The following is a 12,200-nucleotide window of genomic DNA, read 5'->3' as shown; positions in this document are numbered from 1 at the left end:
CTACATATTTTTTATGTTATTATCACTAAGGTTTAATGGTGTATAATAAAGTTATATGTTTTCCAATAGAAAATCAGGTTTCACTCTCATCGAGCTACTCGTAGTAATAGCCATTATTGGCGTACTCTCTACCATGGCAATCATTGCCTTGGGCAATGCCAGGGCTAAAGCTAGAGATAGTAAAAGAGTTGCTGATATAAAACAAATATCTACAGCCTTAGAATTATATTACTCTGATTATAATTCATACCCCACAATCATTACGCCGGGTAATAGCCTAGCTTCACCAGATGGTACTAAAGTTTATATGGCTGCTATTCCTAATAACCCTACACCTAGAAATGATAATGGTTGCGGTGATAATAACTATACTTACGCTTCTACGCCTGACAATTCAAATTACAGTCTTAACTTTTGTCTTGGTAATAACGTTAGCTCAACTCCTGCTGGTATCAATTCCACCTCTAACTCTGGTGTGGGTACTGCTCCGGGGCTTGTGGGTTGGTGGAAGTTTGATGAAGGTGTCGGCAGCTCTAAAGTCAAAGATTATTCTGGAGGCGGAAAAGATGGTACTTGGTACGGTACCGGATCTCATTATGCGCCTGGTAAGGTAGGTAGTTACGCTGGAAGTTTTAATGGTGTTGATGATTATGCATATTATTTTCCTGCAATTTTGACTTCAAATGAGATAACGCTTTCTTGTTGGATAAATGTAACGGGTGATATAGGTGGCTATTATACATATGCGGTTGGTTATGGTGGTGTTGGGATTCAGATTTTTTCTCATTATTATGGCTCTGGTGATCCAATCGCGGGAACTTTTTATACTAGTGGTGGCTATGTTCAGACTTCTTGGACGCAATTTACAAAGAACTCTTGGCATTTTGTTGCAATTACTTATTCCTATAATGGTTCAACTGCTTCTGCTAAGTTTTATTATGATGGAGCGCTTACTGGTTCTGGTACTGGACCAAACCCTGGAACAGTCAACCCTGGAACTGGGTCAATGGCTACAGCTAATTCAATCTACCCTGGGTTAATTGATGATGCTCGCATGTATAATCGTGCTTTATCTGCTGCTGAAATTCTAGCTTTATACAATGCCACAAAATAAAAAACTAAAATCAGGTTTTACTTTAATAGAACTACTCGTAGTAATAGCAATTATTGGAGTTTTATCCACCATGGTAATTGTTGCCTTGGGCAATGCTAGATCTAAATCAAGAGATGCTAAAAGAGTTGCTGATATAAAACAGATAAGTACTGCGCTAGAATTATATTACGCCGATAATAATAGCTACCCTACTATTATTACTCTAGGTAATAGTCTTGTATCACCTGATGGTACTAAAACATACATGGCTAAAATACCATCTAATCCAACACCAAGAAATGATGGAAGTTGCGGTGCTGGTGATTATTCTTATTCAATTGATAGCAATAATTCATTTTTCTCTGTATCTGTTTGTTTAGGATCAGCTAGTTCTAATATTAATGCTGGCCTAGCCTCCTATTCTCCAAATGGTTTATTTAATTGTGGACAAAAGATATCTGATGTTGATGGTAATCAATATGATACTGTTCAAGTTGGTTCACAATGTTGGATGAAACAAAATCTAAACACCGGAGTTAGAATTAATTCTTGCTCGTCTGGTGTTGGTTGCCCAAGCGGTGGGCCGGTTGATCAATTAGATAATGGTATTATAGAGAAATATTGTTATGCCGATCTTTCCAGCAACTGCAATACTTACGGCGGTCTTTACCAATGGTCTGAAGCTATTCAGTATATAAATGGAGCAACCAATGCAACTGATTGGAGCCCTGTTCCATCCGCAAATGTTAGAGGAGTTTGTCCCATTGGTTGGCATATCCCGACTGATAATGAGTTTAAAAATTTGGAAATGTATCTGGGGATGAGTCAATCTGAGGCAGACGGAGCTAATTGGCGAGGCACGCACAACGAAGCTACTCAATTAAAGGTTGGTGGTACGTCTAACGTTAATATATTGCTTTCTGGTATTCGCGACGTTACTGGTTCATATCTAAATTATACAAGTGAAGCTTATTTATGGAATGCAACAAAGGGTGGTGGGTCTACTACTAGTTGGTTTAGGTTTATTCTGGGAGCATATTCTACTATATATCGTAACGCAGCTAGTAAATCCCTGGGCATGTCTATTCGCTGCGTCAAAGACTAAATACCTTTAATGATTGATTTATAAAAAAATAGAGACGTCCGCCGAATCGGCGGGCGTCTCTCTTTTTATTATGTCTTTAGATCATTTCAAGAATTTTTTCTAAAGCTTCGGGCAGTGCGGTGTATCCGTCATCACCACTTAAGTGTCCGCCATTTTTAATGGCTATTAGTTCGCAGTCAAGTTCTCTTGATACAAATTGGCCCTGGTCTAGAGGAACTTTATTATCATTGTCTCCGTGGATGACAATGAATTTTTTTGCCTTTAGTTTCAATTTTTTAAAATCAAATGATGATTCTAAGAATCCGTCTATTTTCCTTAGCTTCGAATCCGGCTTATCTGCTAGAATCTTTTCACATGGTCCAGATACAAGTATAACCCCAGCTAGGCAAGCATTATCAGCTTGTGATTCTAAATATCTTAAAATAGCAGGAGATCCTAAGCTGTGTCCGACAAGAATTGTGTCTTCAAAATTATTTTTAACATTGCTAGCAATCTCCTCAATCCACTCAGAACAAATTGGATCTTTAGGTGAGGGCATAGGCAGAGCGCAACAGTATATATTTTTCTTGTCTAACTCGCTCATTAACCATGGTCGCCAACCTCCATTTGGAGTTCCTTCAAATCCATGAATTAAGAATACTTTTTTCATATATTACTTAGTTTAATCTAATATACTAATATTAGTATCTGCTGACGAAAAAGTAAATTTAGCGCGACATTCCCCGGCGTGTAAATTTCTGACCAGTAGATCGACTATTTCGCGGATGATTAGATCTGTGCGTATTATAAGGTGAGCTTTTTCTAAATTGTCTTTTTCGGCTTTGATCATTAGAGCTGCGTTGAGGCTCAGTTGTTAGTTTAACAAATTCAGTTCGCTTAATGGCTTTGTTGATTAATTTCTCAATGGCTTTAATTTGTTTATATTCATTTGGTGTAGCTAAGCTAATTGCTTTACCAACTTTTCCAGCACGGCCAGTACGACCAATACGATGAACATAATCGCCTGAACTATCTGGTAGATTATAGTTAACAACTAATTCAATGCCATTTATATCAAGACCACGAGCGGCGACGTCGGTCGCGACTAGAATGCGCTCACGCTTTGCCTTAAAAGCACTGAGGGCAGCGCGGCGTTGATTGAGTGAGAGGTTAGAATGAATTTCAATGGCTCTTTGTCCGAAAGAACGTAACTTAAGGGCAAGGGCTTTAGCGCCGTGCTTAGTTCTAGTGAAAACCAAAACTGAACCATCGTATTTAACAAGAATTTTTTTCAAGTGTTCAATTCTATCCTCATTTTTGATAATAAATATTTCTTGATCAACTTGTGTAGCAGTTGTGCCTGGGGGAGCAACTTCAATGCTGACTGGTAATTTCATGTAGTTAGCCGCAATCTTAACAATTGCTGCTGGCATGGTGGCCGAGAATAACATTGTCTGTCTTTCTTTTGGAACTTGTTTTAATATTTCTTGAATCTGCGGAGCAAATCCCAAATCAAGCATCATGTCAGCTTCGTCTAAAACTAAAACATGCACTTGATCAAGTTTAAAAGTTTTTCGTTTAATATGATCAATTAATCTACCTGGTGTGGCAACAACAATATGTGGTTTTTTTCTTAAATTATAAAGTTGACGATCAATTGCTTCGCCACCAATTAAACTAGCGGTACGCAAGCCTAAGGATTGACCCAATCTTTTTAAACTTTCTTCAACTTGTAAAGCCAACTCACGAGTTGGCGTTATAACTAAACCTTGACCCTGGCTTGAACCTAATCTTTGTAGCATTGGAATACCGAAAGCAAATGTTTTGCCAGTTCCGGTTTGAGCAACGCCAATTAAATCTAAACCAGCCAAAGCAGTTGGAATAGTCTTTTGTTGAATAGGGGTTGGTGTTTCTAGATTCATCTTTTTAAGAATCTCTAGAATTGATTTGCTGATACCTAAATCAGAAAATTTATGTTTGGCTTCCGCTGGAAGCTCTGTTATCTTTGTGTTTGTCATATAAAAATGAGTGACCCGATTTTCTTAAGGCCACTCCAATGACGCTGATAAAGACTCGAATCTGTTTAATAATGCTAATAATGACATATAATTATAATTAAGTCAATGTTAGCGCTTTTTTGTTCATCATTGACAGCTAAAAATATCTATGTTATACTATAATAGTAATGCGCATATTAGGTTTGTGACTTAGTCGACTCAATTAAACATATATCACCTTACGCTTTTATTCACTCTGATAAATCCATGAAAGGTACAATCAAAAAATTGACTGACAAGGGTTTTGGATTCATTTCCTCAGAAGGTCAAGAAAAGGACTTATTCTTCCATAGCAACAGCTTGGTTGGTGTCCAATACAGCGATCTTCACGAAGGTGATGAAGTTACTTATGAGACAGAACAGTCTGATAAGGGTCCAAACGCCGTCAACGTTCAACGCGCTTAAGACTTTAGTCTTATAAAAGCACTCCGACAATATGTCGGGGTGCTTTTATATTAGCCAAATATTAAATATCTAAAGTTATCAACTTGTGTTTAATTCAATCTTAGAGAATAATTAAAACAAAGGAGGAAAACTAAAAATAAAGTTCTAAAAATAAAAGTAGTATTTTTGAAAATCTGTTAAAAACCTAAAACTGGAGCGAATAATGTTCAAAATGGAACTTGGTTTTTTCGGCGGTGTGAAAGACAATATCACTGGATCTTGTACTTTAGTTACTATTACGCAACGCGGAAGAGTAACACAGTTCTTAATTGATGCCGGAGATATTACTGGTAGTTCTAAGGATCCATCCATTAGAGCCCAGGAGTTGTTAAAACACTTTAATCCAGCAAAAATAAAAGCCGTTGTCGCGACCCATATCCATATGGATCACATTGGCATAATACCTATGCTAATTAAATATGGATTCAGGGGAGATATATTCTGTACGAGAGAATCAAAGAATTTACTCGTTAAAGTAATGTTGACTGACGGCGCAAAAATAAAACGGGAAGAAGGCCTTCGTTTTGCAAACAAAGCAAGAAAAGAAAAAGCTGCGTCTAAAAACACAAAGCATTATAAATTCTCGTCTCGCGGAAATCGTGATAAGAATAGAATGATTGACAAGGCTGCTCGTAAAAATAATCATTGTCACTTTGAGCCTCTCTATACCATGGAGCATGTAAATTTGGTAAGTGGTTTAATAAAAAATGGCGGCATTGATTATAACCAATGGACAAGAATCGATGATAACATTGACTTGAAGTTTTACAGATCAGGTCATGTTCTTGGTGGAGGAATTGTGATTATTAGAATAAAAGACAAAAATAAGTATCGCTACTGCTGCTTTAGTGGTGACTTGGGCAGAAAAGACGATAAGCTTTTGTCTCTTAAATACCCAAAAGAAAAAATTGATTTCATGTTTATGGATTCAACTTACGGTGGGGAAATACACGCCCCGAGAAAGATTGAAGAAGAGAGACTAGTTGACATTGTTAGCAAGGCTCATTCTAAGAATCAACAAATCATCGTTCCGTGTTTTTCTTTAAGAACGCCGAAAATGATCTACGATTTAACGGCGCTTATGGAGAAGAAGTTGATTCCAGAAGTTCCCATTTGCGTTTATTCTCCGATGGGTTCAAAAGTTGTAAAAGAATATGCTGATTTGTGGGCCAAGACTGGAACGCTTAAGAATACAGACAACATATCTTTTAATCCATTTGATCCGCGTCAAAATAAGTACTTAAAAATTGTTGAAACCGAAGCTGAAATTGAAAAGTATGAAGCCATGCGTAAAACAGTCATATATTTAGCTGGTGCTGGTATGTGTCACGCTGGTCCAATTAGAAAACTATTAGAAGATAACTTAAACAATTCAGAGGCTATAATTCTATTAGTTGGTTATATGACAAAAAATACTCTTGGCAGAAAACTTTTTGATGGCGAAGCTTTTGTTAAAATGCATGGCAAAGAAATCGAGGTTAAGGCTGAGATTAACATTCTGTGCTATTCAGATCATGCTGATGAGCCGGAATTAATCAGGTATGCCAAACATGTTTTATCTAATTTAGAATCTCCTAAAGATTCAATTACGGATAAACATTTATTCATCGTTCATGGAGAAGGCTCTAACGCTATTGCTTTAAAGAAAAACTTAAGTAAAAGCCTGCCTTCTGAGTTAGGGAAGAAAACTACTATTGTTATTCCTGAGCTCAATGACAAATTAGTATTCCAATTAAATTAGTTATTTTATAAACTTCTAAAGAGGCTATCCCATGGGTAGCCTTGTTTTTTATCCTTTTGAGCTATTGACAAAAATGAATCAATGATGGTTGACATTCAAGAGGGTAAATAGTGTGTTATAGAAGACCTACGGGCGTTAGGTCAGATTACACGATTTGAATAATGCTCGGGGACAAGGATTCGAACCTCGATAGCCAGGACCAAAACCTGGAGTCCTACCATTAGACGATCCCCGAAAGTATGGAAAACAGTAAGTTCTTCTGTAGTTTATAGATTTTTAGGCCTTTTGTCAAAAACATTAAAAAATAGGGGATTTCAGTGGTTAAACTAAGTATTGACAAAATATAGTATTTATTATATAATATGGTTAATTAAAATAAATAAAAAAATTTAATAATTTAAATAGGGGTCTTTGAAAATGAAAAAGTTTACTGGAAGCAAGATTTTTAGTTTGCTAACTATCGTTCCTTTTCTATTGATGTTTTTACAACTAAACATTGAAAAGGAAATACAGCTTTACGGCTTTCATTATGAAGGTGGAGTATACGCTGGCCCAAAAAATCTCGTTTGTATTTTGCCGAGTGGCGATACGATAACTCCTCCCCATGCTGAGTTTATGACAATTAGTGGTTATGATTCAGTAGTAACAGTTTCTCCGGTGATGGATAGCTGGATGCTTTATGGAGAGTTTCCTGTAGGTAGCGGTGTTAGGGGCTATGATAAATTCAAGAATGGAGTTCAAACAACTGGCCGTGCTGAAAAGAAGGTTTATGTTGTTATTAGAAACATCGATGAATATAGAAAAGAACAATTCATCTATGCTGGATTAGCAGCAGTTAGCTCAAAAAAAAGTTACTTTGAGATAATGAAAGAAGTTAGCTCAGAGGCAGATAATATTTTATCTCGAAAGGATTATTCTGTTTGGCCAATTACTTTGCAGAATCTTTACAGCGAACGAAAAGAGAAGCCAAAGTTAAGAGTTTTTCTTTCCTATCTTTCTTATCGTGTAGCTCGCGGTGAGGACAAAAGTCTGGGTTATGAGACAGCCTCAATCTCAGAGTTGAATAATCTTCATTTATATACGCATAATTATCTGCTTGATAATAAACGCTTAGATATAAAAGAAGACAGAATTTGTACTTTGACGGTTGGTGGTGAGTTATTTGCCGATGCTGTAATTCAAGCGATCTGTAGCTTACCTGTGAGTTCGGAAAAAAGACTTGCGGTTATCTCAAAATTGTCATCAGACAATGCTTCATCTTATCAGGGGCAACTGAAAGATTCGGAAAAACTGGAAGACAACTTAATGCCTGAAGATTTGTTTATTGAAAATTATAAACAAAGATGTGAGTTGCTTTCCGGCACCATGTATGGCTGGTCAATGTGGCTGGGTGCTATGGTTAGTTCTCAGGGTACACAAGCCGATCGCGATATCATGTATCAAATCGGCTATAACATTGGCTCTGCGTTACAAGTGGTTAATGATATAGGTGATTTCTCTTCATTAAAGAAAGATTCTTTATCTGACTGGAAAAGCCTAAAAGCCACGGCTCCTGTTTATTACATGGCACAAGCCTGTGGTGGAGTAGAGGAGCTGTCAGCTAAAACTTCAGTTGAAATCAGATCTTATATTATGAGTTCGGGAGCTTATGAAAAATCAATGAAGCTGGCAAAGCAGTATCGTAATATTGCACGCAGCTTAATTAGGTCTTTACCGGCATCAGAAGAGAGAAACCAAATACTTCAGACTCTCTCAGCGATTCAAACTAATCGTTATCTAAGAAGTATAAAAAATGCTTAAGAGAATAAACTCTTTAAAATTATAATGCGTTATTCACTAAGTGGATAACGCATTTATTTTTTTGTAGCCTCCCAAATTAAGTCAAATTTTTCTTTTTCAGCATCAGCAATCTCCTTGCTTTCGATTACCATGATTCCAAGATTTTCATTACTAGTTGAAATGATAACTTTATTTTCGTGAATTAGAGTTAGAGTTTTCATTTTCATCGAAGTAGGTAAGTATTTAACTTCTCTTAATTCATAAGGGGAGTCATTTTTAAATAGTGGTTTTATTTCTTGGGTATAGATAGCTTTTAAGAAAATATGGCTCTTTATACGTTTTGGTGCAAAGTGCTTTAAATCATAATCCTTACTGAGTGATTTGTGTCCTTCAAACAAGGATCCAATGTGTCTAATAGTTGTGTGTGGTTTAAGTAAACATTCTTCTATTACTCTTATATAGTCATTAATCCCTTCATAATAGGTTATCTTTGGTTTACTAATACCAGTTTTGCTCATAGCTTCTAAGCTAGGCAGGATTTCATCAAGCGCCGAGATTTCTTTCTTGGCTTTTTCAATTAAATAGCGTGGATCTTTGGCAATAAACTTTGTGCCGCTTTTAGACTTGAAGCTTCCTAAAAGACCCTTTTTTTCGAGATTACTGAAAAGCAGGTAAGCACTGGTTCTCTTTATGCCCGCTAAACGGGCCAATTCTGACATACCAGCCTCGCCTTTTTTTAGAGTAGCTAGGTAAAGGTCTATTTCCTTATCATTTAACCCAATTTCTCTTAAAGAGAAGTAAATTTTATTAGTTTCCATATTTGATAAAATTGACGTTATTTATGTCATCATTATAGCATATCTGTAAAATTTGTCAAATATGTTCTAAAATAAGCCAAAAAATTGAACATGATTTTCAATATGGTGACGCATTTTATGACACATACTTGACATAAGTGTCAAGCCGTTTAATAATTTAATATAAATTAATTTTTTAGAAAGAGTTTTGCTTGTGCTCTTGCTAAATAAAGAAAATTTATAATTTATTTATTAATTTTATGCTCACCAAAATATCGGTTGGCGTAATTTATTTAAAACATATGAGTAAACGAGTTAAGTTTCTAAGGATTCTTTATGTACTACCACTATTGTTGGTGTTAGTGCTAGCTGGCTGTTCTTTTAATAAAGATACAAGCGAAGCTGGCAAGAGCATGAAAGTGATTAAGCTAGGAGCTATCCTTCCTTTGAGCGGCGACGCCGGCGCTTATGGCGAGCAAGTTCAGAATGTTATTGATTATCAATTAGTCAAAGTAAACGAGAAATACAAAGATAAAGGAATTAAGTTCGAGGTAATTTATGAAGACGGTAAGTGTACTGGTAATGACGCGGTTAATGCTTTCCAGAAGCTAACCGAAATTGATGGTGTTAAATTTATTATTGGTGGTTTTTGTTCTTCAGAAACTTTGGCCATGATTCCTTTGGTTAAAGATGGCAAAGTTTTACTGGCTGGCCCTGGATCATCAAATCCGCAGATCGAGAAAGCTAATGATTATGTTTTCTCCTTCGCCTATAGCGATAACCTTACTGGCGAAAAATTAGCCGACGAAATGAGTAAATACAAGAAAGTCGCAATCATCAGTGAACAGAACGATTATAATATCGGTCTAGAGAATGCTTGGATGGAGTCTCTTAAAAAATATCCTGATGTGAAAATTGTAGCTAGTGAAAAATATCCTAAGAGCGGAAATGATTTTAGAAATGTTTTAGAAAAAGTTAGAGCTGCTCAGCCAGATGCACTTTTATTAAATCCTAATGCTGGCGCACCTGGTCAAAGTTTGATTAAGCAGTTATCCGAAATCAAGGATTGGAATAATTACAAACTTTTTGGACAGATTGCTTATATGAACAAATCTACTTTAGCCTTAGCCCCTAAAACAGTTGAAGGCATGATTATAGTAGATGCACCTCAAATCTCTAGCGAGGAATTTAAGAGCTTGAAAAATAGTATTGAGTCAGAGAAGGGTACTTTAGGTGATCTAGGAGATTACTTTACGGCTTCAACAGCAGATAATTTAGATGTTATGTCTAGTTTGATTGTTGAATTAGGTGAAGACCCTATTGCGGTTAGAAAAGCCTTGGTCTCTCGTGACTTCAGCGGCTATATTAGTAAAAGCTTTAACTTCAAGAATAGTAGCTTTACTAATGTTGATGCGGCTGTTTACGTGATTAAGAATAACCAACCAGAATTAGTTAAATAACATATGTTTTTTTGGCAGATTATATTAAACAGTTTAGTCCTCGGAACCCAAGTATTGTTACTGGCAGTTCCTTTGTACTTAGTTTATTCCGTAAGTAAGATTTATCACCTCGCTTTGGGAGCGGTTGGTATTGCTGCAGCTTATGGTTTGTACTTTGCTCTATCAAATAATTTGCCATTAATCATCGCTATTGCGATCAGTGTATTAGTTTCCTTGGTCCTAAGCATAGCTTCTTATCTTTTACTCGAAGCTTCGGCTAGAAAGAAAGAAGCTATGTTTGGACTATTGTTAAGCCTAGCTTTTGGCATAACACTCGAGTCTCTAATTGCGATTATATTTAAGACTGATGCTAAATCAATTATTGGAGGAGTTCTACCAACAATTGCTCTGGGCGATCTTTATATAACTGTTCCTGGAATAATTACAATTGTAGTGGGATTTTTCTTAGCTGTATTTTTTATTTTACTAGTTAAAAAAACTCCTTGGGGCAGAGATCTAAGAAGTGTGGCTGAGAATAATTCGTTATCATCCAGCATCACAATAAATTCTTCGCTTGTACGTTTAAGTGTTTTTGTGATTGCAGGGTTACTAGCAGGCTTTGTTGCCATCATGACTGTTATGAATACGGCTTTAACGCCGCAGGCAGGTTTCCCTCTTGTTATATTGGCTTTTGTAGCAATGTTTATTGGTGGCGTATTTGATATTAGAGGTTTAGTAATTTCATCTTATTTAGTTACCTTGGTACCTGAATTAATAATTAGTTTGTCGCCTGATAATTTAAGCTTAAGTTCTAATTGGAAAATGGCAATTGTATTTATGTTAGCAATTATTATTTTGGCTTGGCGACCAAACGGTTTGTTTACTAATAAAGTAAGAGTTGATTAATATGGGTTACTGGTTAACACAATTAACAAGAATATTTGAAACTGCCATCCCTGCGATGGGCGCTCATTTAGCTATTGTGGTTAGTAATATTTTCTTTCTAGGAATTCCGGTCATGTTTGCTTTGAGTGCTTACGCGATGGTGATTCTTCAAGTGCATGGTTTATCTCTACTGCTATCCGTTTTAATTGCTTTGCTTATCGTAGTACTGGCGAGTTTAATTTTTGTAACAGCTTACTTAAAATTATCAGCTGATAGTTTTACAGTTTTTTCTCTAGCTAGCGTCTTGGCTTTTGATGCAATATTAAAATCTTGGGATTCTTTAACTGGTGGCGTGCTTGGCATTGCTGGTATTAATCGACCAGACTTTGCTTCTAGTTTAGGACAACTAGCTTTATTACAATTTGTTTTAACGCTGTTTATTATTTTACTAGAATATATAATCTTGAAAACTCAATTCGGTCGTGCTCTTTTAGCAATGAAAGAAAATAAATATATTGTTGAGTCATTTGGTTTTTCAACTAAACGATTAGGCGCCTATGTTATTGTTATTTCTTCTTTTGTTGCAGCTTTGGGTGGCATAATTGCAATTTGGCGTATTAGATTCCTTGATCCTAATTTTGGCGGCATGATGTTATTGATTCAATTAGCAACTATCGCGATCGTCGCCGCTAAACCTAAGGTTCGTTGGTTGTCTTGGTCCACGATTGTCATTGTTTTGTTACCAGAGACTTTAAGATTTTTCAGCTTACCGCCAAGCATTGTTGGAAATTTAAGAAATTTATTATATTCACTATTATTGATAGTAATAATCAAAGGAATTAGTAAAACACTTATGCCACAGAAAAGATTTATTTAATCAT

At 36.1% G+C, this 12,200-nt stretch carries 11 protein-coding genes and 1 tRNA gene; 8 read left to right on the top strand and 4 right to left on the bottom strand.

What is annotated here, in order from left to right; genetic code table 11:
• Positions 1 to 55: 55 nt before the first annotated feature.
• Both NTY12_03435 and NTY12_03430 read left to right on the top strand, forming a co-directional pair.
• Entirely contained in the window at positions 56 to 1,114 is a 1,059-nt protein-coding gene (locus tag NTY12_03435) for a prepilin-type N-terminal cleavage/methylation domain-containing protein (GenBank protein ID MCX6793055.1), read from the top strand.
• The gene (locus NTY12_03430; GenBank protein MCX6793054.1) at positions 1,101 to 2,198 is read left to right on the top strand and encodes a prepilin-type N-terminal cleavage/methylation domain-containing protein; all 1,098 of its coding nucleotides are present in this window, start codon (positions 1,101 to 1,103) and stop codon (positions 2,196 to 2,198) included. Before NTY12_03435 ends, NTY12_03430 begins: the two co-directional genes overlap by 14 nt.
• 76 nt (positions 2,199 to 2,274) lie before the next feature.
• Here the strand turns inward: NTY12_03430 and NTY12_03425 are convergent, their stop codons facing one another.
• Both NTY12_03425 and NTY12_03420 read right to left on the bottom strand, forming a co-directional pair.
• Positions 2,275 to 2,847, bottom strand: coding sequence for an alpha/beta hydrolase (locus tag NTY12_03425; GenBank protein MCX6793053.1), 573 nt, complete (start codon positions 2,845 to 2,847; stop codon positions 2,275 to 2,277).
• Between the two features lie 58 nt (positions 2,848 to 2,905).
• On the bottom strand, positions 2,906 to 4,195 hold the full coding sequence (locus NTY12_03420; GenBank protein MCX6793052.1) for a DEAD/DEAH box helicase: 1,290 nt from the start codon (positions 4,193 to 4,195) through the stop codon (positions 2,906 to 2,908).
• Positions 4,196 to 4,441: 246 nt separating this feature from the next.
• On the opposite strand from NTY12_03420, the gene NTY12_03415 reads away from it, so the two are divergent.
• Positions 4,442 to 4,639, top strand: a complete 198-nt coding sequence (locus tag NTY12_03415; GenBank protein MCX6793051.1) for a cold shock domain-containing protein — start codon at positions 4,442 to 4,444, stop codon at positions 4,637 to 4,639.
• Positions 4,640 to 4,841: 202 nt separating this feature from the next.
• Positions 4,842 to 6,419 carry an MBL fold metallo-hydrolase gene (locus tag NTY12_03410; protein MCX6793050.1) on the top strand — a complete coding sequence of 526 codons (1,578 nt, stop codon included), beginning with the start codon at positions 4,842 to 4,844 and terminating at the stop codon, positions 6,417 to 6,419.
• 164 nt (positions 6,420 to 6,583) lie between these two features.
• On the opposite strand, the gene NTY12_03405 is transcribed toward NTY12_03410, so the two are convergent.
• A tRNA-Gln gene (locus NTY12_03405) sits at positions 6,584 to 6,654 on the bottom strand.
• A gap of 182 nt (positions 6,655 to 6,836) precedes the next feature.
• Between NTY12_03405 and NTY12_03400 the strand changes: the two genes are divergently transcribed.
• The gene (locus tag NTY12_03400; GenBank protein ID MCX6793049.1) at positions 6,837 to 8,219 is read left to right on the top strand and encodes a polyprenyl synthetase family protein; all 1,383 of its coding nucleotides are present in this window, start codon (positions 6,837 to 6,839) and stop codon (positions 8,217 to 8,219) included.
• Between the two features lie 53 nt (positions 8,220 to 8,272).
• Here the strand turns inward: NTY12_03400 and NTY12_03395 are convergent, their stop codons facing one another.
• Positions 8,273 to 9,016: a hypothetical protein gene (locus tag NTY12_03395; protein ID MCX6793048.1), complete on the bottom strand. Its 744-nt coding sequence runs from the start codon at positions 9,014 to 9,016 to the stop codon at positions 8,273 to 8,275.
• A gap of 281 nt (positions 9,017 to 9,297) precedes the next feature.
• On the opposite strand from NTY12_03395, the gene NTY12_03390 reads away from it, so the two are divergent.
• The 3 genes from NTY12_03390 to NTY12_03380 are packed head-to-tail and all read left to right on the top strand — an operon-like array spanning position 9,298 to position 12,196.
• Positions 9,298 to 10,455, top strand: coding sequence for an ABC transporter substrate-binding protein (locus tag NTY12_03390; protein MCX6793047.1), 1,158 nt, complete (start codon positions 9,298 to 9,300; stop codon positions 10,453 to 10,455).
• A 3-nt stretch (positions 10,456 to 10,458) separates the two neighbouring features.
• Positions 10,459 to 11,340: a branched-chain amino acid ABC transporter permease gene (locus tag NTY12_03385; protein ID MCX6793046.1), complete on the top strand. Its 882-nt coding sequence runs from the start codon at positions 10,459 to 10,461 to the stop codon at positions 11,338 to 11,340.
• A gap of 1 nt (position 11,341) precedes the next feature.
• On the top strand, positions 11,342 to 12,196 hold the full coding sequence (locus NTY12_03380; protein ID MCX6793045.1) for a hypothetical protein: 855 nt from the start codon (positions 11,342 to 11,344) through the stop codon (positions 12,194 to 12,196).
• Positions 12,197 to 12,200 lie beyond the last annotated feature (4 nt).

The organism is Candidatus Falkowbacteria bacterium, from assembly GCA_026396835.1.
Classification (GTDB): domain Bacteria; phylum Patescibacteriota; class Patescibacteriia; order Patescibacteriales; family Patescibacteriaceae; genus Patescibacterium.
The sequence above is the reverse complement of the archived record's forward strand: the minus strand, read 5'-3'. Positions and strand labels throughout refer to the sequence as shown.